The following is a 21,566-nucleotide window of genomic DNA, read 5'->3' on the forward strand; positions in this document are numbered from 1 at the left end:
GCGTACGGGTCCGTACGGGCTCAGTCGCCGATCAGGGCGTCGACGAAGGCCTCCGGCTCGAAGGGTGCCAGGTCGTCCGGGCCCTCGCCGAGGCCGACGAGCTTGACCGGGACGCCGAGCTCGCGCTGCACGGCGACGACGATGCCGCCCTTGGCGGTGCCGTCGAGCTTGGTGAGCACGATGCCGGTGATGTCCACGACCTCGGCGAAGACGCGGGCCTGGGTGAGGCCGTTCTGTCCGGTGGTCGCGTCGAGGACGAGCAGGACCTCGTCCAGCGGGCCGTGCTTCTCCACGACGCGCTTGACCTTGCCGAGCTCGTCCATGAGACCGGTCTTGGTGTGCAGGCGGCCCGCGGTGTCGATGAGCACCACGTCGGCGCCCTCGGCGATGCCCTCCTTGACCGCGTCGAAGGCGATCGAGGCGGGGTCGCCGCCCTCGGGGCCGCGCACGGTGCGTGCGCCGACCCGCTCGCCCCAGGTCTGGAGCTGGTCCGCGGCGGCGGCGCGGAAGGTGTCGGCGGCGCCGAGCACGACACTGCGGCCGTCGGCGACGAGCACGCGGGCGAGCTTGCCGGTGGTGGTCGTCTTACCGGTGCCGTTGACGCCGACGACCATCACGACGCCGGGGGTGTCGGTGGCGCTCTCGGTCTTCACGACGCGGTCGAGGTCGGTGCCGATCAGGCTCAGCAGTTCCTCGCGCAGCAGGGCGCGCAGATCGGCCGGGGTGCGGGTGCCGAGGACCCGGACCCGCTCGCGGAGCCGGTCGACCAGCTCCTGTGTGGGGACGACGCCGACGTCGGCGACGAGGAGGGTCTCCTCGATCTCCTCCCAGGTGTCCTCGTCGAGGTGCTCGCGGGACAGCAGCGTGAGCAGCCCCTTGCCGAGGGAGTTCTGCGAGCGCGCGAGCCGTGCGCGGAGCCGGACCAGGCGGCCGGCTGTGGGCTCGGGCACCTCGATCTCGGGAGCGGGCGGAGCCTGGGCCGGGACGACCGGCGCCTCGGGGGCCGCAGGGGCAGCCGCCTCCGCCTCGGGGAGTACGACCTCCTCGATCGTGCGGCGCGGCTCTTCCGCCGTCGTGGCGGCGTCCTCCCCCACCTGCGGTTCGGCGGGCGGGGCAGTGATGGTCGGCGTGCTCGGCGGCGCCGGGGGCAGCTGCTTCTTCTTGCGGCTGCCGACCACGAGCCCGCCGGCCACGACGACCGCGACCAGGGCGATGAGTACAGCAATGATGAGGATGTCCATAACGAAACTCAGTATGCGCGACCGGGTCCCCGGGCCCGGGGCATCCCGGCTCGGGCCGCCGGGGGCGGAGGCTTGGTCCGGCCCGTCCCGCTCTCCGGCCATCCGCCGCGGTTTGTACCTTTCAGGCGGTAACGGCGATGATGGGTGACTCTCTGTACATCACCCCATCGGAGCACGTATGCCTGCCGAGTCCGCCGACGGCGCGATAGAGTCCCGCGGTCTGGAACCCGTACCCGACGACGAGCGCACCGGGCGGGTCCGGGAGCTGGTCCCCACCTGGGTCGCCGCCAACATCAGCGTGCTGCTGCTGACCATGGGCGCCGGGTTGGTGATCTTCAACGGGCTCAACATCTGGCAGGTGCTGGTCGTCGCGGTGACCGCGCCCGTCGTCTCGTACGGGCTCGTGGGCCTGATCTCGCTCGCCGGGCAGCGCGGCGGCGCGCCCGGCATGGCGCTGTCGCGGGCGGTGTTCGGGCAGCGGGGCAACCTCTTCCCCGGGGCGCTGATCTGGGTGGCCCGTTGGGGCTGGGAGACCATCAACGCGGTCAGCGGCGCGTTCGCCCTGCTGACGGTGCTGGACCTGCTGTTCGGCGTGGAGAAGAACACCGCCCTGATCGTGGTCACCCTGCTGCTCTTCGTCGGCTGCACCTTCCTGGTCTCCGGGCTCGGGATCAGCGCGCTGCGCACGTGCTCGACCTGGTCGACGTACCTGTTCGGGGCGTTCAGCCTGCTGGTGCTGGGCTGGCTGGTCGCCGGGACCGACTGGTCCGCGGTGTTCGGCAAGCCGGCCGGCTCCACCGCGATGATGGTCGCGGGCATCGGCACCATCGCCGCCGGCGGTATCAGCTGGGTGCCGTCCGGCCCGGACTTCACCCGCTACCTGCCGCGTACGGCGTCCGCCCCGGGGGTGGTCGGCGCCACCGTCGGCGGTGCGGCCGTCGTCGTCATCCCGATGGTCCTGATGGGCGCGGTCATGGCGGTCGGGACACCGGACCTGGCCTCCGCGCAGGACCCCGTCTCCTTCATCGGCCGGCTGCTTCCCGCCTGGATCGCGGTCCCGTACCTGCTGATCGCGCTCGTCGGCATGCTGCTGATCAACTCGATGTCGATGTACTCCGCCGGGTTCACCGCGCAGACCCTCGGCATCAAGGTGTCGCGGGCGGCCGCGGTCAGCGTCAACGCGGGCATCAGCCTGGTCTTCGGCTTCCTGCTGATGGTCGTCGCCACCGGCTTCTTCAGCTCGTTCATCTCCTTCCTGACGCTGCTCGCGGTGGCCTTCTCCGCGTGGATCGGCGTCTTCGGCGTGGACATGCTGCGCCGGAGGTCCTACGACGGCGCAGCGCTGCTGGACACCTCGCGCACCAGCGCCTACTGGTACCGGGGCGGGTACGCCTGGCAGGCCATGGTCGCGTGGGGCGCGGCCCTCGTGGTGGGCCTGCTCTTCACCCGGGTCGACTGGTTCGCGGGGCCGCTCGCCGGTACCTGGATCGGCGCGAACGGCCTGGGCTGGGCGGCCGGCATCCTCACCTCCGGCGCGCTGTACGCCGTTCTGCCGGGCACGGCGCGTACGGAGCCGGCGGACGCGGAGGGCGGGCGGCCGGGAGGGGCCTCCGGGCGGCCCGAGCACGCCGCGTCCGCCTCTGGCTGACGCACCCCTGTCCAACTGACGACCGGTCAGCTAACGTCCCCCTCCGCCCGCCCACCCGCACCCGGCGAAGGGGGACCCTCCTCATGCCCGTCACCGTGGCCCGGTTCAACCTCGTCGACCCGCACGGCACCCCCGAGAGCCTGTCGGCCCGCTACCGGGCCGCCCTGGAGATGGCGAAGTACGCGGACGACCACGGCGTCGACACCGTCCAGACCGAGGAGCACCACGGCACGGACAACAACTGGCTGCCCTCGCCGTTCGCGTTCGCGGGTGCGGTCCTCGGCGCCACCCGGCGGATCTCCGTCACCGTCTCGGCGGTCATCGGCCCGCTGCACGACCCGCTGGGGCTGGCCGAGGACATCGCCGTCCTGGACCTGCTGAGCGGCGGCCGGCTCGTGACGGTCGCGGGGATCGGCTACCGGCCCGAGGAGTACGAGCAGCACGGCGTCGACTGGGGTCGGCGCGGCCGGCTGCAGGACGAGCTGCTCGGGACGCTGCTCGCGGCGTGGACGGGCGAGCCGTTCACCTTCCGGGGCCGTACGGTGCGGGTGACCCCGGTGCCGTTCACCCGGCCGCACCCGCCGCTGCTGGTCGGAGGCAGCTCGCAGGCCGCGGCGCGGCGGGCGGCCCGCTTCGGGCTGCCGTTCTTCCCTAGCGCGCACCTGCCGGAGTTGGCGGAGTACTACGCGGCGAGGTTGGCGGAGTACGGCACGGAGGGCTTCTGCCTGATGCCGGCGGCCGAGACGCCGCTGCTGCACGTCGCCGAGGACCCGGACCGGGTGTGGGCCGAGTACGGCGGCTGCTTCCTCCACGAGGCGGACACGTACGCGTCCTGGCAGTCGAAGGACGTCCGCAGTGCCGTGCGGTCGCGGGCGCGGACGGTGGCGGAGCTGCGCGCGGAGGGCGTGTACCGGGTGCTGACCCCGCAGGAGGCGGTCGCGCACGCGCGCGCTGCGGGCGGGGCGGGGAACCTGGTGCTGCATCCGCTGTGCGGCGGGATGCCGCCGGACGAGGGGTGGCGCAGCCTGCACCTGCTGTGCGAACAGGTGTTGCCCCGGCTCAGGAGCTGAGCCCGGGGCAACACCCGTGCGAGAGGAGTGGGGGTTGTGTTGGCGGGGGTGGTTACCCCATCTCCTCCAACGCCTTGCCCTTGGTCTCCGGCACCCACTTGAGGATGAACGGGATCGAGAGCAGGGCGAAGCCGGTGTAGATCATGTAGGCGCCGGACAGGTTCCAGTCCGACAGGGTCGGGAAGGTGACGGTGACGAGCCAGTTGGCGACCCACTGGGCGGCGGCGGCGACGCCGAGCGCCGCGGCGCGGATCCGGTTGGGGAACATCTCGCCGAGGAGCACCCAGACCACCACGCCCCACGAGAGGGCGAAGAAGAGCACGAAGGAGTGCGCGGCCAGGAGGGCGACGGTGCCCTGGGTCTCCGGCATGGAGATCTCGCCGCCGACCTCGGTCTTGTACGAGAACGCCCAGGCGGCGACACCGAGGGAGAGGGCCATGCCGGCCGAGCCGATCAGGGCGAGCGGCTTGCGGCCGATCCGGTCGACGAAGACCATCGCGATCACGGTGCCGATGATGTTGATGATCGACGTGGTGAACGAGTAGAAGAACGAGCTGCTCGGGTCGATGCCGACGGACTGCCACAGCGAGGAGCTGTAGTAGAAGATCACGTTGATGCCGACGAGCTGCTGGAAGACCGACAGGCCGATGCCCACCCACACGATGGGCAGCAGGCCGAAGCGGCCGCCGAGGAGGTCCTTGAAGGTGGACTTGTGCTCGGAACGCATGGCACGGTCGATCTCGGCCACGCGCGCCTCGGTGTCGATGCCGGAGCCCTCCACCTCGGCGAGGACCTTCTTGGCCTGCTCGGTGCGGCCCACCGAGATCAAGAACCGCGGGGACTCGGGGATGACGAAGGACAGCAGGCCGTAGAGCACGGCCGGGATCACCATCACGCCGAGCATCCACTGCCAGGCTTCGAGCCCGCCGAGCTCGCCGCGCTGCTCGCCGCCCGCCATGTTGAGGATGCCCCAGTTGACGAGCTGGGAGACGGCGATGCCGATGACGATGGCGGCCTGCTGGAACGAGGCCAGCCGGCCCCGGTACGCCGCCGGGGAGACCTCGGCGATGTAGGCCGGGCCGATGACCGAGGCCATGCCGATGGCGAAGCCGCCGATGACCCGCCACACGGCGAGGTCCCACAGGGCGAACGGCAGGGCCGAGCCGATGGCGCTGGCGGCGAACAGGACCGACGCGATCTGCATGCACCGGATGCGGCCGATCCGGTCCGCGATCCGGCCCGCGGTTGCCGCGCCGATCGCGCAGCCGATCAGGGCGGCGGCGATCACCTGTGCCAGCGCCTCTGACCCGATGTCGAACCGGTCCCGGATCGCCTCGACGGCGCCGTTGATCACGGCGCTGTCGTAGCCGAAGAGGAAGCCGCCCATCGCGGCGGCGGCGGTGATGAAGACGACGTGCCCGAGGTGGTCGGGGTGGGCGGCGCGCCCGCTGCTCGGGGGCGGTGTCGGGGCTGCGCTCCTGCTGCTGCTCAAGGTGTGCTCCTGCGTGCCCGGCTGCGGTGGCGGGCGGGTGGGTGGGGTGGTACTTCCAGTGGCGCACAGCCGAAGATCCGGCACCACTCGAATGGACATGGCGGCGGAGCGAGCTTATGTGTTCAGTTCTTGAAGTCAATAGGGCGGGGGAACTCCAGCGACTGAGGGGGAGCGGCATGAAGGGCGGGGAGCCGTTGGGTGTGACATTCACTTCTTGAAGTGAAAGGGGGTCAGCGCAGCCGCTGGCTGATCACCTTGGAGACGCCGTCGCCCTGCATCGACACGCCGTAGAGGGCATCAGCGACCTCCATCGTCCGCTTCTGGTGCGTGATCACGATCAGCTGCGAGCTCTCCTGGAGCTCCTGCATGATCCGGATCAGCCGCTGGAGGTTGGTGTCGTCGAGGGCCGCTTCGACCTCGTCCATCACGTAGAACGGGCTCGGCCGGGCCTTGAAGATGGACACCAGCAGGGCGACGGCGGTCAGCGACCGCTCGCCGCCCGAGAGCAGCGACAGCCGCTTGACCTTCTTGCCCGGTGGCCGCGCCTCCACGTCGACTCCGGTGGTCAGCAGGTCGTCGGGGTCGGTGAGGACGAGCCGGCCCTCGCCACCGGGGAACAGCCGCGAGAAGACCCCCTCGAACTCCCGGGCGGTGTCCCGGTAGGCCTCGCCGAAGACCTGCTGGACCCGCTCGTCGACCTCCCGTACGACCTGGAGCAGGTCGGCGCGGGTCTTTCGGAGGTCCTCCAGCTGCTCGCTGAGGAACCGGTGGCGCTCCTCCAGCGCCGCGAACTCCTCCAGCGCGAGCGGGTTGACCTTGCCGAGCTGCTGGTAGGCGCGCTCGGCGGCCCTGAGCCGCTTCTCCTGCTGCGTCCGGACGTACGGCCCGGGGCGGTTGCGGGGGTGGTCGGGGTCGGCGGGGAGCTGTTCCCCCTCGGCGGGCGGGCTCGGCGGCACCGGCTGGTCGGGCCCGTACTCGGCGACGAGGGCCGCGGACTCGATCCCGAACTCCTCCGAGGCGCGGCCCTCCACCTGCTCGATGCGCAGCCGTTTCTCGGCCCCGAGGACCTCGCCGCGGTGGACGGAGTCGGTGAGCTTGTCCAGTTCGCCCTTGAGGTCGCGGCCGCGGTCGCGGGCCGCGGCGAGCTCCTGCTCGCGCAGCGCCTTGGCCCGCTCGGCGGCGGCGCGCTCGTGCTCGGCGCGGCCGAGGGAGGCGTCGAGGTGGGCGAGGAGCTGGCGGGCGCCGTCGGCGACGGCCCGGGCCACCTCGGCCTCGTACCGCAGCCGCCGGCGTCGGCGCTCGGCCCGGGCGCGGGCCTCGCGCTCGGCCCGGGCCCCGCGGTCGAGCGCATCGGCCCGCCCGGCCAGTCCCTTGACCCGCTCCTCGTGGGTACGCAGCTGGAGGCGGGCCTCCATCTCGGTCTGGCGGGCGTTGGCCCCGTCGGCGGCGAGGCGGTCGCGCACGGCGGTGTCCGGCTCCTCCTCCACCGGCAGCTCCTCGGCGGCGGCGAGCCGTTCGGCACACTCCTCCACCTCGGCCAGCGCCTGCTCCAGGGCGTCCTGCGCCTTGGCCGCCGCGGCCGCCGTGCGCTCGGCCTCGCCCGCGGCACCCTTGGCCTGCCCGGCGAGCCGCCCCAGCTGCTGGGCCACCCCGGCCCGGGCCTGCTCCGCGCTGCGGCGCCGGTCACCGGCCTCCTCGACGCGGGCGGCGAGCTCGCGGCGCAGCTCGCGGGCGGCCTCCTGGGCCTCACCGAGCTCCTTGCACTGCCGGTCCAGGCGGTCCAGCTCGGCGGCCGCCTCGTCGACGGCGGCCTGTACCTCGATCAGGCTGGGGGCGGCCGCGGAGCCGCCGTGCGCGTGGTGCGCGCCGAGCACGTCGCCGTCGAGGGTGACGGCCACCACCCCGGGGAGTGCCGCGACCAGCGCCTCGGCCTCCTCCAGGGTCCGGACGACGCGGTGGTCCCGCAGCACCCGCGCCACGGCCCGGACCAGCCCGGGGTCCCCGTGCACGAGATCCGGGACGGGCGTGCCGGTCACGCCCGGCGTTCCGCCGCCGGGGACGGCCCGGCCCGGCGCCGGGACTGCCCCGAATGCGGGCGAAGCGGACGGGGACGGGGACGGAAACGTGGCCGTCAGGTTCGAGGCCGGAGCCGGAGTCGGAGCCGGGTCGGATGCGGCCGGATCCGGGCCGGAGGCGGCGCAGTCCGGGTCGAAGGCTGCCGGGACCGGGGCCTGGTCGGGGTCGGCCGGGTCCCCGTCCGGTGTGATCAGGAAGGCCGCGCGGCCCGCGTCCGCCGCGCGCAGGTGCCGGATGGCCTCGGCGGCCGCGCCCGGCGAGGCCACGGCCACGGCGTCCGCCGCGGCGCCCAGGGCCGCCGCGACCGCGGCCTCGTGGCCCGGGGTCACCGTCAGCCGCTCCGCGGCCGGGCCGAGGAGCCCGGCCAGCCTCTCCTTCGCGGCGAGCACCGCCCCGGTGCCGTCCTTCCGGCGCAGCCCGAGCGCCAGCGCGTCCCGGCGGGCCGCGACCGCCGCCCGGGAGCGCTCGGCGGCCGTGGCCGCGTCCCGCGCCGCGGCCAGGGCCGTCTCCGCCGCCGCCAGCTCCGCCCGCGCGGCTTCGTACTCCCCGTCCGCATCCGGGTCGTCGAGCCCGCCGACCTGCTCGGCCAGCGCCTCGTACTCCGCCTGAGCGGCACCCGCCCGCAGCTCGGCCTCGTCGCGGGCCGCCACCAGCCGGTCGATCTCGGCCTGCGCCGCCCCGGCCCGGGACCGGGCCGCGCCCAGCCGACCCGTCAGCCGGGCCAGGGCCTCGCGCCGGTCGGCGACGGCCCGTGCCGCGTCCCGCAGCCTCCGCTCCTCGTCGGCGAGGGCCCGCTCCAGCTCGGCGCGGTGCTCGACCGTGTCCTCCAGGGCGCGGGAGGCCGCCTCCAGAGCCGCCGTCAGCTCCGCTTCCTGCTCGCGGATCCGGGCCGCCTCGCGCTCCATGTCCTCGGGGTCGCGGCCCCGCCGCTCCTCCTCGGCCGGAGCGGTGGCCGACTTGATCCGTGCCTCGGCCAGGGACGCCGTGCCGCGCACCCGTTCGGCCAGCTGCGACAGCTCGTACCAGGTCTGCTGCGCCCGCTGGAGCCGGGGCGCGAGCTGCCGCACCGTTTCCTCCAGCTCCGCCTCGCTCCGCAGCGCCGCGGCGAGCTGGGCCTCGGCAGCCTCCTTGCGCTCCTTCAGCGCCGTTTCGTCGGCGATCTCCGCCTCCAGGGCGGTGCGCAGCGTGACGAGGTCGTCGGCGAGCAGCCGCAGCCGGGCGTCGCGCAGGTCGGCCTGGATCACGGCCGCCCGCCGGGCCACCGCGGCCTGCCGCCCCAGTGGCTTGAGCTGGCGGCGCAGCTCGTCGGTGAGGTCCTGGACGCGCGCCAGGTTGGCCTGCATCGCGTCCAGCTTCCGCAGCGCCTTCTCCTTGCGCTTGCGGTGTTTGAGGACGCCGGCCGCCTCCTCGATGAAGGCGCGGCGGCCTCCCGGGTCGGCGTGCAGGACGGAGTCCAGCTGGCCCTGGCCGACGATGACGTGCATCTCGCGGCCGATGCCGGAGTCGGAGAGCAGTTCCTGGATGTCGAGCAGCCGGCAGGTGTCGCCGTTGATCTGGTACTCGCTGCTGCCGCCGCGGAACATGATCCGGGTGATGGTGACCTCGGCGTAGTCGATCGGCAGGGCGCCGTCGGAGTTGTCGATGGTCAGCGAGACCTCGGCGCGGCCGAGCGGGGGCCTCCCGGTCGTCCCGGCGAAGATGACGTCCTCCATCTTCCCGCCGCGCAGGGACTTGGCGCCCTGCTCCCCCATGACCCAGGACAGCGCGTCCACCACGTTGGACTTGCCGGAGCCGTTGGGGCCCACCACGCAGGTGATGCCGGGCTCGAAGCGCAGGGTCGTGGCGGACGCGAATGACTTGAATCCGCGGAGGGTCAGGGACTTGAGGTGCACGCCGCCGGACTCTACCTGTCGCTTTCGGTTTCACCCATGAAGGTGCAGGGCACAAGTGACCTCAAGGAAATTCGGTCCCGCAAAAGGAAGAAGGGACGCCGAAGCGTCCCTTGCAGATCGTGCGGGGCTGGAGTCGAGCGACGAGTGAGCGCGGATCAGGTGAGCGCAGGCTCCGCCTGGGGTACGTCGATGTCGATGCGGTCCAGCAGCGAGTCTCCGTGCTGAGCGGCGGCCGCGTTCAGCGCATCGTTTTCGGACTGAATCCGTACGAGCTCGGACTCGAGGTCCTGGACGCGCTGCTGAAGCCGTCGCATCTCGGCGAGGAGTCGCGGGTCGGAGCCGCCGACGTAACCGAGAAGCGCCTTTGCCATGATGGATGGTCCTCCACACTGAGTGACCGACCGAAGCGGTGTGGGTCGTGAGGGAATCGCACCCGCGGATGTCCGACAGCGACGGCCAGTCACTGGGCTTACTGCTCCATCACTGCCAAACAGCTCAGGTGCGCGGGGCTTCCAGCGTCTCACCAAAAAGTTTGACGGTCAACACGATCACGCCCCGTATCGGCGGGCCGCCGGCCCTCCCGAGGGACGTGGAGATCGTCCGCTCCTTCGAGCCTTCCACGGTTCCGCGCCGCCGGCAACGCTCCCCCGGCCACCGCCGGGTGACGCCTCCGGACGAACGTGCAGATCCGGCACGGTGTGCGAGGTGCGGAGATGTGATCAGTACATGATCATCCGAGCGCTCACCTGATCGCGAAGTCGTCGTAGCCGCCGCGCGGCGTCCCCCAGATTTCGGTCACCCCGTCGACCCTCCCGGGCGTGTCGGCGGAGCGGAGCCAATCGAGCAGCCGGTGGCAATTCTCACGTTGACCTTCGGCCACCACCTGCACTCGCCCGTCGTCGAGGTTGAGTGCGAAGCCGACGAGTCCGCCGATCTCCAGTGCATTGGCCCTGGTGAACCAGCGGAAGCCCACGCGCTGTACACGACCGCGCACCCAAGCGGTGAGCCGGACATCTTCGTTCATGCGTGAACGCTAACCGGGAGGGCGATCACCGGGGGCATCGCCCCCGGCCGCCGGGACGGTAAGGTCACGCAGCAACGAACTCACCCATTTGGGTGCACAAAGTATGATCTTGGACTTGTGAGGGAGGTAGGACCGATGGGACGTCACCGACTTCCCGCCGCGCCGCGCCGCGTCGACGGGCGCCGCACCGCCGTGCGCGCCGGCCTGCTGGGCGTGTCCGTGGCCGTGGTCCTGGCCACGGCGGCCGTCACCACCGGTGTGGTGCCGGTGGGCTCCTCCTTCCCGTACGTGGGGGTCACCGCGGCCGGCTCCGCCGCCGGCCGCACGGAGACGGAGCGCGTGAGCACCACCGGGGCCGGCACGCCGATCCGGCAGGGCGGACTCGCCAACCTGTCCGGTCGCGCCTCCTCCGCCCCCGACACGGCCGCGTCCGCCACGGGGTCACCGTCCGCCTCCCCCTCGCCGACGGCCTCAGCGAGCCCCTCCGGCTCCCCTTCGCCGTCCGCCTCTTCCTCCCCGGCGGCGGCTGCGGCCCCTGTTCCGGCTCCGGAGAAGAGCACCACCGCCCCGAAGGCGCCCGCTCCTGAGCCGGCCGCCCCGAAGCCGCCCGCTCCTGAGCCGGCAGCCCCGAAGGCGCCCGCTCCTGAGCCGGCCGCCCCGAAGCCGGCCGCACCCGAAGCGGCCGCGCCGAAGCCCGCCGCCCCGAAGCCCGCCGCCCCGAAGCCCGCCGCGCCCAAGCCCGCCGCGCCGAAGCCTCCGGCCCCCGCGCCCGTACCCGTACCCGACGACGGCCACTCCGCCGAGGAGGCCGCGGTGGTGGCCCTGGTGAACGAGGTGCGTGGCCAGGCCGGCTGCGGTCCGGTGCGGGCCAACCCTCCGCTCGCGGCGCTGGCCGGGGCCTTCAGCAAGGACATGGCCGTCCGCGGCTTCTTCGACCACACCGACCCCGACGGCAACAGTCCGTGGGACCGGGCCGTGAACGCGGGGATCTCCGGCCTCGGCGGCGAGAACATAGCCCGCGGCCAGGGCGACGCCCGGGCCGTGATGAACGCCTGGATGAACAGCCCCGGTCACAAGGCCAACATCCTCAACTGCGAGTTCCGCACCCTCGGGGTGGGCGTCCACGTCGCCGCCGGCGGCCCCTGGTGGACCCAGGAGTTCGGCCACTAGGCGGATACGGACCCGGGAGTCGGACGCTTACCGGACGAAAGCGCAACCTGTCCGCAAGCGCTGTGCGCGGCTAAGCTGGCCGCATGGAGACGACAGCACCGCCGTTCGACGCGTTCGCCCGGGGCTGCCCGTCCCGGGAGACCCTGGAGCACGTCACCGGACGCTGGGGCAGCCTCACCGTGGGCGCCCTGCGCGACGGCTCCTGCCGTTTCAACGAGCTGCGCCGCAAGGTGGACGGCGTCAGCGAGAAGATGCTGTCGCAGACCCTCCAGGCGCTGGAGCGCGACGGCATCGTCCACCGCGAGGCCCAGCCGACCAACCCGCCGCGCGTCGACTACGAGTTGACCCCGCTCGGCATCGAGGTCGCCGACCGGCTGCTCGCCCTCATCCACTTCCTGGAGGGCGGCATGCCCCAGGTGCTGGCCGCGCGGGAGTCCTACGACGCCAGGCGCGGCGGCCGCTGACAGCGCGGGCAGAAGTAGCTGGACCGGTTCATCCAGGGGCGGCGTCGTATCGCGGCGCCGCAGCGCCTGCAGGGCTCGTCCTCGCGCCCGTAGGCGTCGAGCGAGCGGTCGAAGTAGCCCGACTCGCCGTTCACGTTGACGTAGAGGCTGTCGAAGCTGGTGCCGCCGACCGCGAGGGCCGCGTTCATCACGTCCCGGACGTGGCCGAGGAGTTCGGTGCTCCGCGGGCGGGTGAGGGCGGAGGTCGGGCGCTCGTAGTGCAGCCGGGACCGCCACAGCGCCTCGTCGGCGTAGATGTTGCCGACCCCGCTGATCAGGGACTGGTCGAGCAGGGCCCGCTTGACCGTGGTCCGCTTGGCCCGCAGCGCGCGGTGGTAGGCGTCCTCGTCGAAGAGCGGGTCCAGCGGGTCCCGGGCGATGTGCGCGATGACGTCGGGCAGCCCGTCGGCCGAGGTGTCGTGGAGCGAAAGCCCGCCGAAGGTGCGCTGGTCGATGAAGCGGAGCTCGGTGCCCGCGTCGTCCTTGAACCGGAGGCGGATGCGCAGGTGCTTCTCGTCGGGGGCGTCCTCGGGCTGCACCAGCAGCTGCCCGCTCATGCCGAGGTGACCGAGGACGGACAGGTCCCGCCCCTCCAGGGGCAGCCACAGGTACTTCCCGCGCCGCTGCGGCACCCCGATGGTCCGGCCGGCGAGCCGCGCCGCGAAGTCGACCGCGCCCGCCGGGTGCCGGCGCACGGCACGCGGGTGCAACACCTCTACGGCGTCGACGGTCCGTCCGGCCACCCAGCGCTCCAAGCCCCGCCGCACCACTTCGACCTCGGGCAGCTCGGGCACGGTGTTCCTCCGGTGGGGTACGGCTCTTCAGGGCTCCGCCAGCGAGCCTACCGGCCCGCCGTCCGCGGGCGGCGCCCTCCCCTCGAACGCAGGAACCGCCCGCCCCTGCGCGGGCAGGGACGGGCGGGAGGATCCGCGGGGGATCGGAAGGAAGGGTCAGGCCTTCGACGCCGGATCGGCAGGGGTCGGCGACCCGCCGTCCCCGGCTGGTGCGCCGTCGGAGGCAGCGGCTTGCGCCTTCCGCTCGTCCGCCGCGGCACGGATCCCGCGCCACGCGGACTCCGCCGCCTGCTGTTCCGCTTCCTTCTTGCTGCGGCCGGTGCCGGTGCCGTACGAGACACCACCGACGCGGGCGGCAGCGGTGAAGGTCTTCTCGTGGTCCGGACCGGTCTCGGTGACCAGGTACTCGGGCACGCCAAGGCCTTCGGCGGCAGTCAGCTCCTGGAGGCTGGTCTTCCAGTCCAGGCCGGCCCCGAGGTTCGAGGACTTCTCGATCAGCGGGTCGAAGAGCCGGTGCACCAGCTCCGAGGCCGCGTCGAGGCCCTTGTCCAGGTAGACCGCGCCGATCACCGCTTCGAGGGTGTCGGCGAGGATGGAGGCCTTGTCCCGGCCACCGGTGCCCTCTTCGCCCCGGCCGAGCCGGATGAAGGAGCCGAGGTCGAGGCCGCGTCCCACTTCCGCCAGAGCACGCGAGTTGACCACCGCGGCCCGCAGTTTGGCCAGCTGGCCCTCCGGCAGGTCGGGGTGGGTGTTGTACAGCGTGTCCGTGACCACCAGGCCGAGGACGGAGTCTCCGAGGAACTCCAGGCGCTCGTTCGTGGGCAGGCCGCCGTTCTCGTACGCGTACGAGCGGTGGGTCAGTGCACGCACCAGAAGGGCGGACTCGAGTCGATACCCGAGCCGCCCTTCCAGAAGCGTGTGGGACGAGGCCGCGTTCTTACTGTCTGCCTGCTCTTCAGCGTTGGACAGCTCAGACATTGCGCCTCTCACCAGCCGCTCAGACCTCGAGGACCTGGCGCTTGTTGTAGGTGCCGCAGCTCGGGCACGCGATGTGCTGCTGCTTCGGCTCCTGGCAACGCTCACACGAAACCAGGGTGGGGACCGCAGCCTTCCACTGCGACCGGCGGTGGCGCGTGTTGCTGCGCGACATCTTCCGCTTCGGAACAGCCACGGCTACTTCTCCTGCTTCTCGGCGGCGCTCTGAACGTCGTCAGATGCAGTGCCGCTCATGTTGTCCTTCTCGCCGTCCTGATCGGTCACGACGAGTTCCTGCAAAGCCGCCCAACGGATGTCGACGGCGTCGTGGTGGTGCTCCGGGTCCTCGTTCAGGCTGGCCCCGCACTGCGGGCACAGTCCGAGACAGTCCTCCCGGCACACCGGCTGCAGCGGCAGTGCGAGCACCACCGCGTCGCGCAGCACGGGTTCGAGGTCGAACAAGCCGTCCTCAAGGTAGAGCGTGTCCTCGTCGTCCTCGGCGTCGTCGGCCGGCTCCGCCTTGGGGCGGCCCCGGTCGTCGGCGTCAGGGTACGAGAACATCTCCTGGAAGTCCGCGTCGATCTCGCGAGCGACGGGCTCCAGACACCTTACGCACTCCCCCTCGGCCGATGCACGGACGGTGCCTGTGACGAGCACCCCTTCCATGACCGACTCCAGACGGAGTTCCAGCTCCAGCGGGGCACCTTCCGGCACTCCGATGACACCGGCGATACCGAGGTCCGCCGGGGCCGCGATCTCGCGGGACAGCCGCTGCATGGCACCAGGACGCCGACCCAGCTCGTGCGTGTCGAACACGAGGGGGTTGCGGTGGTCGAGGCGGGTGTTCAGGGCCGTTCCTGCTTTCACAGATCGCTGAAGATCAAGAATTCCGCCGCTCAAGGGCAGCATGGATCGCGACGCATACGCGCGACCGAACAGCCAGGATACCCGGCGCTCCGCCGTGAGCCCAATCCGGGTTCAGCGGCCCTGTTCGTACCCGCGCAGCTGCTCCAGGTTGATCATGCTCGTGTCGAAGAAGCTCGTCTCGTCGAGGGCGCCCTGCTGCGGGCGCCCCGCCCCCTGCTGCCCGTAGACCGCGTACGGGTCCGACTGCCCGCCGTAGACCGCCGCGTAGGGGTCCGGCTGGGCCGGGGCCTGCTGCTGGTACCCGTACGGGTCCCCGTAGGCGGGCGCGGCGTGAGCCGCTCCGTTGGAGCCGCCGTCAGCACCGGGATAGCCGGGCTGCTGCCCGTAGCCGTAGGCGTCGTACGCGGGCTCCGCCACGGCCTGCGCCGGGATCGCGGGGGCCGCTGCGTGGAGGGGCTGCGCCGGCTCGGCCAGGCCCGCCAGGAAGTCCGCGTCGCTCGCCGCCCGGGACTGCGGCGCACCGGCGGCGTCCTGTGCGGCGATGTGGGCGCCCAGGTCGTCCGTGGGCACCCGGCCCAGGAGCTTCTGCCGGCCGCGGCCGACCGCCTCCAGGGTCTTGGTCAGCACCGCCTCGAAGGTCGCCAGCTTGGTGTCCACGTACGCGTCCGCCTGCCGGCGCTGGGTCTCGGGGTCGGCGCTGGGCTCGGGGGCGTCCGCGTCCGGGTAGCCGTGCTCGTCCAGCCCGGGCCCGCGGCCCAGCAGCTTCTCGCGGCCCCGGTCCACCGAGCCGATGGTCTTGGTGAGCACGACCTCGAAGTTCGCGAGCTTGCTGTCGACGTAGTCGTCGGCCTGCGCCCGGACCTCCGCGGCCTCCCGGTGCGCCTCGGCCAGGATCCGGTCCGCCTCGTCCCGGGAGCGGCGCGCGACCTCGGTGTCGGAGATCAGCGTGCCGCGCTGGACGTGCGCGGACTCGATGATCCGCTCCGCCTCGCGCCGGGCCTCCTCCACCATCTGTTCCCGGCCGCCGAGGAGCTCCTGGGCCTGCGCCAGCGAGCCGGGCAGCGCTTGGCGCACCTCGTCGAGGAGGGCGAGCAGCTCGGCCCGGTTGATGACGCAGGAGGCCGACATGGGCATGGAGCGGGCGCCGCCGACGGCCGCGACGATCTCGTCGAGCTTCTTCTGCACGTCCATGGGGGCTCGCACTTCCTCGGCCTCGGGGCCGGTTCCCGAGACGGACGGGACGACTGTAAGCCCACGGGGGCGGCGGCGGACACAGGCCGACGCCCCGCCAACCGGTCAGCGCTCGGCGAGCCGTGCGGTCAGTGCCGCGTGCACGTGCGGCGGCAGCAGGTGGGAGACGTCGCCGCCCCAGGCCGCGACCTCCTTGACCAGGGAGGAGGACAGGAAGCTGTAGGTGGGGTTGGTGGGCACGAACAGCGTCTCGACGCCCGAGAGCCCCATGTTCATCTGCGCCATCTGCAGCTCGTAGTCGAAGTCGCTGACGGCGCGCAGCCCCTTGACGATGGCGGGGATGTCGCGCTGCTTGCAGAAGTCGACGAGCAGTCCGTGGAAGGACTCCACCTCGACGTTGCCGTAATCCGCGGTCGCCTCGCGGATCAGCTCGATCCGCTCCTCGACGGTGAACAGCCCCTTCTTGGACTGGTTGATCATGACGGCGACGTGGACGACGTCGTACAGCCGGGACGCCCGGCCGATGATGTCGAGGTGTCCGTTGGTGATGGGGTCGAAGGACCCCGGACAGACGGCGCGACGCAACTTGGTCCCCTTGCTCTCCGGAGCGGTCATCATGACTCTTCGCTGGTGAAGGCGGCGCGGCCGTACCAAAGGGTGCCTTCGCCGTACTTGCGGGAGCGGAGCGGCTCGAATCCCTCGGGCCACGGGAACGCACCGCTCCTCGTGCCGCGCTCCACGGTGACGAGCGCGTCCTCCGTGAGCCAGCCATTGGCGCGGAGTGTGAGCAGGATCTCGCCAAGATCGGCGTGGGTGACGGCGTACGGCGGGTCCAGGAAGACCACGTCGTACGGTTCCGCGCCGGCGGGAACGGCAACGATCTGCTCCGCCCTGCCCGCCCGGAACTCCGCTCCGGGCAGTCCCAGCGCCTTGATGTTGTCCCGGATCGCCTTGGCGGCCTTGGCGTCGGCCTCGACGAGCAGGGCGTGCCCCGCGCCCCGGGAGAGGGCCTCCAGGCCGACGGCGCCGGAGCCGGCGTACAGGTCGAGCACCCGCGCCCCCTCGACGCCGTGCAGCGACTCCCAGGTGGAGAAGAGGCCTTCGCGCATCCGGTCCGAGGTCGGCCGGGTACCGGTGCCGGGGGGCACGGCCAGCCGTCGCCCGCCGGCGGTGCCGGCGATCACGCGGGTCATCTGGGGTCCTTCACTACGGCGATCACAGCGTCTCCACGATATGCCGTGCCTCCCGGCACTTCCGCCCGGCCCTCGCCCGGCTCCGGTCAGCCCTTCTCCAGGTACTGCTCCCGCTCGGCGTCCAGCAGCGCCTCCAGGGCGCCCCGGAGGCCCGGGAGCCCCTCCAGCTCCGGGTCGTCGGCGACCACGCGGGTGGCCTCCTCCCGGGCCTGGGCGATGACCTCCTCGTCCTCGATGACCGCGAGCATCCTCAGCGAGGACCGCACGCCCGACTGGGCCTGGCCGAGCACGTCGCCCTCCCGTCGCTGTTCGAGGTCGATCCGGGAGAGTTCGAAGCCGTCGAGCGTGGCGGCGACGGCGGCCAGCCGGGCCCGGGCGGGGCTGGCCTCGTGCATCTCGCTGACCAGCAGGCACAGACCGGGCGCGGAGCCGCGGCCGACGCGGCCGCGGAGCTGGTGGAGCTGGGAGACGCCGAACCGGTCCGCGTCCATGATCACCATGACGGTGGAGTTGGGGACGTTCACGCCGACCTCGATGACGGTGGTGGCGACCAGCACCTGGACCTCGCCGGCGGCGAACCTCCGCATGACGTCGTCCTTGTCGGCGGGGTCCATCCGGCCGTGCAGCACCTCGACGGACAGCCCGGCCAGGGGCCCGCGGGCCAGCTGCTCGGCGATCTCCAGGACGGCCAGCGGCGGGCGCTTCTCGCTCTCGTCCTCCGGGGACGGCTTCTTCTTGCGCTGGTCGGCCTGGTCGATGTCGTCGCCGATGCGGGGGCAGACCACGTACGCCTGGTGGCCGGCCTCGACCTCCTCGCGGACCCGCTCCCAGGCCCGGGTGAGGAAGTGCGGCTTGTCCTTGGCGGGGACGACGTGGGTGGCGATCGGGGAACGGCCCGCGGGCAGCTGGTCGAGGACGGAGGTCTCCAGGTCCCCGAAGACGGTCATCGCGACGGTGCGCGGGATCGGGGTCGCGGTCATCACCAGCAGGTGCGGCGGCTGCTTGCCCTTGGAGCGCAGCGCGTCGCGCTGTTCCACGCCGAAGCGGTGCTGTTCGTCGACGACGACCAGGCCGAGGTCGTGGAACTGGACCTTGTCCTCGATGAGGGCGTGGGTGCCGATGACGATGCCGGCCTCGCCCGTGACCAGGTCGAGCAGGGCCTGCCGGCGCGCGGCCGCGCCCATGGATCCGGTGAGGAGGACGACCTTGGTGCCCTGCTCGGAGCCGCCGAGCATCCCTCCCTCGGCGAGCTCGCCCATCATCTCGGTGATCGAGCGGTGGTGCTGCTGGGCGAGGACCTCGGTGGGCGCGAGCATCGCGGCCTGGCCGCCGCTGTCCACGACGGCCAGCATCGCCCGCAGAGCGACCAAGGTCTTGCCGGAGCCGACCTCGCCCTGGAGGAGGCGGTGCATGGGGTGTTCGGTGGCGAGGTCGTCGAAGATCTCGCGGGAGACGGTCTGCTGGCCCTCGGTGAGGGTGAAGGGCAGTTCGGCGTCGAAGGAGTCGAGCAGTCCGCCGGGGGCGGGGCACCGCGCGACGGCCGGGAGGCTGGAATCGGCGTGTCGGCGGCGGGCCAGGGCGGTTTGGAGGACGAAGGCCTCGTCCCACTTCAGGCGCTGGCGGGCGTCCTCGATGTCGGCCTTCGTGCCCGGCCGGTGGATCTTCAGCAGGGCCTCGTGGAGCGGGACCAGGCCGCGGCCCTCCCGCAGGGCCGGCGGCAGCGGGTCCACGGCCTCGCCCGCGCGCGGCAGGACCGCGTCGACGGCTTTGGTGATCTTCCAGGACTCCAGCTGCTTGCAGGCCGGGTAGATCGGGATGAGCTTGCCGGCGAAGGCCGCCGCCGCGTCGGACTCGCCCGCGTCGGCGCCGAGCGGCTCGTAGGCGGGGTGGGCCAGTTGGAGCTTGCGGTTGAACAGGGAGACCTTGCCCGCGAACATGGCGCGGCGGCCGGGCAGCAGCTCCTTGTGCGGCTTGTGCACGCCCGCTCCGAAGAACACCAGCTGGAGCCGGCCGCTGCCGTCGGTGATGGTCACCTCCAGGCGTTTGCCGCGGCCCCCGTTGAAGGTCAGGATCCGGGCGTCGGCGACCTGCGCGACGACGGTGACGTGCTCGTCGAGTTGGTCGGCGAGGCCGTCCAACGAGGTCAGCTCGCCGCGCTCGGCGTACCGCCTCGGGTAGTGGTGGAGCAGGTCGAGGGCCGTGTGCAGGCCGAGCTGCTCGGCCAGCACCTTGGCGGTGGCGGGGCCGAGCGTCTTCTTGAGGTCTTCGTCGAGCGCGGGCACGTGTTCATTGCACACCATGGCGCCGACAAGAGGGCTATTCGACCCCGATCAGCAGGGGCGCCGAGTGGCGGCCGCCCCGGTACACGACGGTGTCCACGGCGAGGTGCCCGTGCTGGACGTAGGCCTCCAGCCGGTCGGCGAGGGCCTCCGGCACCTCCGGCCCCAGGACCAGGGTGACGAGTTCGCCACCGGAGCCGAGCATCCGCTCCAGGACCGCCTCGGCGGTGTCGGCGAGGCCGGAGCCGATGACGGCGACGTCGCCGTCGATGAGCCCGAGCACATCGCCGGCCTGGCAGATCCCGGCGGAGGTGAAGGACTGCCGTTCGGCCACGGCCAGTTCCGCGTAGCGGGTGGCGCCGGCGGCCGCGGTCATGGCGACCACGTCCTCGTCGAAGGTGGCCTCCGGGTCGTGCACGGCGAGGGCGGCCAGGCCCTGGACCGCGGACCGGGTGGGGATGACCGCGACCCGGACCCCGTCGGCGCGGGCCCGCTCGGCCGCGGCGGCCGCGACCGCGCGCTGGTCGGCACCGCCGGGCAGGAGCACCACCTCGCGGGCATGGGCCCGGCGGACGGCGTCGACGAGCTCGCCGGGATCGGGCGCCCGTCCGGGCGGGGTGAGGACGGTGGTCGCGCCCGCCTGCGCGCACAGGCCGGCCAGGCCCTCGCCGGGGACCACGGCGACCACGGCCCGCTGGGCGCGCTCCCCGCGTGCCGCCCGGCGCCGCTCGTCGCCGAAGTGGGTGATGCGGATCCGGTGGGGCCGTCCGGCGACGACGCCGGCCTCCACGGCGGCGCCGGGGTCATCGACATGGACGTGCACGTTCCACAGCCGGTCGCCGCCGACCACCACGAGGGAGTCGCCGAGCCCGTCGAGCCGCCCGCGGAGCACCGCCACCGCCTCCTCGGCGGCCTCCAGCAGGTACACCACCTCGTACGCGGGCCCGTCGTGCTCGTCGTGGGCGTCGCAGGGCCGCTGTTGCTGCTGCGGTACGGACACGGCCCGGCCGCGGACCGCCTCCGCGGCGGGTTCCTGCCCGGACAGCGCCTGCCACAGGGCCCCGAGCACCGCGACCAGTCCGCAGCCCCCGGCGTCGACCACCCCGGCCCGGCCCAGCTCGGCCAGCTGCCCCGGGGTGTCGGCGAGGGCCGCGCGGGCGCCGTCGTACGCGGCCCGGGCGACGTCCGCGACGCTCCCGGCGGCCGTTCCGGCGGCCTCCGCGGCGGTCTCGGCGGCCCGCGCCGCCGCGGCGGCCACGGTGAGCATGGTGCCCTCCACCGGGTGCGCGACCGCCTCGTACGCCTCCTGTGCGGCCCGGGTCAGCGCCTGGGCCAGCAGGCGGGGGTGCCCCCGCCCCGCCGGTTCGTCGTCGAGGACGTCGGCCACCCCGCGCAGCAGCTGGGCCAGGATGGTGCCGGAGTTGCCGCGGGCGCCTATGAGCGCGCCGTGCGCCCAGGCCCGTACGACCTGGCCGAGGGAGGCGGCCGCCCCGGCTGCGTCGAGGGCGCGGTCGGCCGACTCGGCGGTGAGGTAGAGGTTGGTGCCGGTGTCCGCGTCCGCGACCGGGTAGACGTTGATCGCGTCGATGTCCTCGCGGGCCCGGTCCAGTGCGGCCAGGGCCAGCGAGCTCCAGGTGCGCACCGCTTCGGCGTCGAGCTCGTCGAGGGGCTGCGGCTGCGGCTCGTGCGGCACCGGGCGTTCCTCCTTGTGCGGGCCAGGGTTCACCGCAGGGTAACCAAGCACCTCCGGGGCGCGGGGACCGCGGGGCGGGCCGGGCGGCGGCCATGGTAGTTTTCTTGGACGGGAGCAGTCGTTGTATGCTGCTCCGGTTGCCCGATGAGAGTCGGGTTCTTCCCCCGGCAAACCACTTCAGATCTCTGATCCGGTGCGCCGGATTTCACTGTAAGTGCATCTGAAGTCTTTGGAGTGACCTGTGGCTGCCAACTGCGACGTTTGCGGCAAGGGGCCGGGCTTCGGCAACAACATCTCGCACTCGCACCGCCGTACGTCCCGTCGCTGGAACCCGAACATCCAGCGCGTGCGTGCCGTGGTCAGTGGGACGCCGAAGCGCCTCAACGCCTGCACCTCGTGCATCAAGGCCGGCAAGGTCTCGCGCTGACGCGTCCCGTCGTCGTAGCGCAGCCCTTTCC

19 protein-coding genes are annotated in these 21,566 nt (G+C 72.7%); 5 read left to right on the forward strand and 14 right to left on the reverse strand.

All coding sequences use genetic code 11. From position 1 onward, the window contains the following. Window positions 1–20: 20 nt before the first annotated feature. Window positions 21–1,241, reverse strand: coding sequence for a signal recognition particle-docking protein FtsY (gene ftsY, locus ACFV7Q_RS16295; RefSeq protein ID WP_385428864.1), 1,221 nt, complete (start codon window positions 1,239–1,241; stop codon window positions 21–23). A gap of 178 nt (window positions 1,242–1,419) precedes the next feature. On the opposite strand from ftsY, the gene ACFV7Q_RS16300 reads away from it, so the two are divergent. Next, window positions 1,420–2,889, forward strand: a complete 1,470-nt coding sequence (locus ACFV7Q_RS16300) for a cytosine permease (protein ID WP_385428865.1) — start codon at window positions 1,420–1,422, stop codon at window positions 2,887–2,889. Window positions 2,890–2,972: 83 nt separating this feature from the next. Further along, entirely contained in the window at window positions 2,973–3,959 is a 987-nt protein-coding gene (locus ACFV7Q_RS16305; RefSeq protein WP_385428866.1) for an LLM class flavin-dependent oxidoreductase, read from the forward strand. 52 nt (window positions 3,960–4,011) lie between these two features. Here ACFV7Q_RS16305 and ACFV7Q_RS16310 read toward each other — a convergent pair whose 3' ends face one another. The 4 genes from ACFV7Q_RS16310 to ACFV7Q_RS16325 form a co-directional block, all read right to left on the reverse strand. After that, on the reverse strand, window positions 4,012–5,451 hold the full coding sequence (locus ACFV7Q_RS16310) for a sugar porter family MFS transporter (protein WP_385428867.1): 1,440 nt from the start codon (window positions 5,449–5,451) through the stop codon (window positions 4,012–4,014). 230 nt (window positions 5,452–5,681) lie between these two features. Continuing rightward, entirely contained in the window at window positions 5,682–9,419 is a 3,738-nt protein-coding gene (locus tag ACFV7Q_RS16315; RefSeq protein ID WP_385428869.1) for an AAA family ATPase, read from the reverse strand. 155 nt (window positions 9,420–9,574) lie between these two features. Further along, window positions 9,575–9,790: a hypothetical protein gene (locus ACFV7Q_RS16320; RefSeq protein ID WP_030162422.1), complete on the reverse strand. Its 216-nt coding sequence runs from the start codon at window positions 9,788–9,790 to the stop codon at window positions 9,575–9,577. A gap of 371 nt (window positions 9,791–10,161) precedes the next feature. Then, on the reverse strand, window positions 10,162–10,443 hold the full coding sequence (locus ACFV7Q_RS16325) for an acylphosphatase (RefSeq protein ID WP_361095212.1): 282 nt from the start codon (window positions 10,441–10,443) through the stop codon (window positions 10,162–10,164). Between the two features lie 135 nt (window positions 10,444–10,578). Here ACFV7Q_RS16325 and ACFV7Q_RS16330 point away from each other — a divergent pair, with 135 nt between their 5' ends. Together ACFV7Q_RS16330 and ACFV7Q_RS16335 are read left to right on the forward strand one after the other, a co-directional pair. Further along, window positions 10,579–11,613, forward strand: a complete 1,035-nt coding sequence (locus tag ACFV7Q_RS16330) for a CAP domain-containing protein (protein ID WP_385428871.1) — start codon at window positions 10,579–10,581, stop codon at window positions 11,611–11,613. Window positions 11,614–11,696: 83 nt separating this feature from the next. Further along, window positions 11,697–12,077, forward strand: coding sequence for a winged helix-turn-helix transcriptional regulator (locus ACFV7Q_RS16335; RefSeq protein ID WP_385428873.1), 381 nt, complete (start codon window positions 11,697–11,699; stop codon window positions 12,075–12,077). Here ACFV7Q_RS16335 and mutM read toward each other — a convergent pair. From mutM to ACFV7Q_RS16380, 9 genes are all read right to left on the reverse strand, one after another. Further along, window positions 12,050–12,910, reverse strand: coding sequence for a bifunctional DNA-formamidopyrimidine glycosylase/DNA-(apurinic or apyrimidinic site) lyase (gene mutM, locus ACFV7Q_RS16340; protein ID WP_385428875.1), 861 nt, complete (start codon window positions 12,908–12,910; stop codon window positions 12,050–12,052). The genes ACFV7Q_RS16335 and mutM overlap by 28 nt on opposite strands. A gap of 156 nt (window positions 12,911–13,066) precedes the next feature. After that, a complete protein-coding gene (gene rnc, locus ACFV7Q_RS16345) occupies window positions 13,067–13,888 on the reverse strand; it encodes a ribonuclease III (protein WP_385428877.1) in 822 nt (273 codons plus the stop codon). A gap of 19 nt (window positions 13,889–13,907) precedes the next feature. After that, window positions 13,908–14,081 (reverse strand): 50S ribosomal protein L32, encoded by a 174-nt coding sequence (gene rpmF / locus ACFV7Q_RS16350; RefSeq protein WP_026165248.1) that lies wholly within the window; start codon window positions 14,079–14,081, stop codon window positions 13,908–13,910. Between the two features lie 2 nt (window positions 14,082–14,083). Continuing rightward, the gene (locus tag ACFV7Q_RS16355; RefSeq protein ID WP_385428879.1) at window positions 14,084–14,794 is read right to left on the reverse strand and encodes a YceD family protein; all 711 of its coding nucleotides are present in this window, start codon (window positions 14,792–14,794) and stop codon (window positions 14,084–14,086) included. A gap of 69 nt (window positions 14,795–14,863) precedes the next feature. Beyond that, window positions 14,864–15,943, reverse strand: coding sequence for a cell division initiation protein (locus tag ACFV7Q_RS16360; RefSeq protein ID WP_385428880.1), 1,080 nt, complete (start codon window positions 15,941–15,943; stop codon window positions 14,864–14,866). A gap of 105 nt (window positions 15,944–16,048) precedes the next feature. Continuing rightward, a complete protein-coding gene (coaD, locus tag ACFV7Q_RS16365; protein WP_385428895.1) occupies window positions 16,049–16,528 on the reverse strand; it encodes a pantetheine-phosphate adenylyltransferase in 480 nt (159 codons plus the stop codon). 29 nt (window positions 16,529–16,557) lie between these two features. Beyond that, a complete protein-coding gene (gene rsmD, locus ACFV7Q_RS16370; RefSeq protein WP_385428882.1) occupies window positions 16,558–17,136 on the reverse strand; it encodes a 16S rRNA (guanine(966)-N(2))-methyltransferase RsmD in 579 nt (192 codons plus the stop codon). A gap of 86 nt (window positions 17,137–17,222) precedes the next feature. Continuing rightward, the gene (recG, locus tag ACFV7Q_RS16375; protein ID WP_385428883.1) at window positions 17,223–19,436 is read right to left on the reverse strand and encodes an ATP-dependent DNA helicase RecG; all 2,214 of its coding nucleotides are present in this window, start codon (window positions 19,434–19,436) and stop codon (window positions 17,223–17,225) included. A gap of 16 nt (window positions 19,437–19,452) precedes the next feature. Then, on the reverse strand, window positions 19,453–21,108 hold the full coding sequence (locus ACFV7Q_RS16380; protein ID WP_385428885.1) for a DAK2 domain-containing protein: 1,656 nt from the start codon (window positions 21,106–21,108) through the stop codon (window positions 19,453–19,455). Window positions 21,109–21,349: 241 nt separating this feature from the next. Between ACFV7Q_RS16380 and rpmB the strand changes: the two genes are divergently transcribed. Further along, on the forward strand, window positions 21,350–21,535 hold the full coding sequence (gene rpmB / locus ACFV7Q_RS16385) for a 50S ribosomal protein L28 (RefSeq protein WP_064070327.1): 186 nt from the start codon (window positions 21,350–21,352) through the stop codon (window positions 21,533–21,535). The last annotated feature ends 31 nt before the right edge of the window (window positions 21,536–21,566 follow it).

Source organism: Streptomyces sp. NPDC059851 (genome assembly GCF_042732005.1).
Classification (GTDB): domain Bacteria; phylum Actinomycetota; class Actinomycetes; order Streptomycetales; family Streptomycetaceae; genus Streptomyces.

Excerpts from the sequence above, each read along its gene's own strand:
- ftsY (WP_385428864.1), bottom strand. The coding sequence starts at position 1,241 with ATGGACATCCTCATCATTGCTGTACTCATCGCCCTGGTCGCGGTCGTC.
- ACFV7Q_RS16300 (WP_385428865.1), top strand. The coding sequence starts at position 1,420 with ATGCCTGCCGAGTCCGCCGACGGCGCGATAGAGTCCCGCGGTCTGGAA.
- ACFV7Q_RS16305 (WP_385428866.1), top strand. The coding sequence starts at position 2,973 with ATGCCCGTCACCGTGGCCCGGTTCAACCTCGTCGACCCGCACGGCACC.
- ACFV7Q_RS16320 (WP_030162422.1), bottom strand. The coding sequence starts at position 9,790 with ATGGCAAAGGCGCTTCTCGGTTACGTCGGCGGCTCCGACCCGCGACTC.
- ACFV7Q_RS16325 (WP_361095212.1), bottom strand. The coding sequence starts at position 10,443 with ATGAACGAAGATGTCCGGCTCACCGCTTGGGTGCGCGGTCGTGTACAG.
- ACFV7Q_RS16330 (WP_385428871.1), top strand. The coding sequence starts at position 10,579 with ATGGGACGTCACCGACTTCCCGCCGCGCCGCGCCGCGTCGACGGGCGC.
- ACFV7Q_RS16335 (WP_385428873.1), top strand. The coding sequence starts at position 11,697 with ATGGAGACGACAGCACCGCCGTTCGACGCGTTCGCCCGGGGCTGCCCG.
- rnc (WP_385428877.1), bottom strand. The coding sequence starts at position 13,888 with ATGTCTGAGCTGTCCAACGCTGAAGAGCAGGCAGACAGTAAGAACGCG.
- ACFV7Q_RS16355 (WP_385428879.1), bottom strand. The coding sequence starts at position 14,794 with ATGCTGCCCTTGAGCGGCGGAATTCTTGATCTTCAGCGATCTGTGAAA.
- ACFV7Q_RS16360 (WP_385428880.1), bottom strand. The coding sequence starts at position 15,943 with ATGGACGTGCAGAAGAAGCTCGACGAGATCGTCGCGGCCGTCGGCGGC.
- rsmD (WP_385428882.1), bottom strand. The coding sequence starts at position 17,136 with ATGACCCGCGTGATCGCCGGCACCGCCGGCGGGCGACGGCTGGCCGTG.
- recG (WP_385428883.1), bottom strand. The coding sequence starts at position 19,436 with ATGGTGTGCAATGAACACGTGCCCGCGCTCGACGAAGACCTCAAGAAG.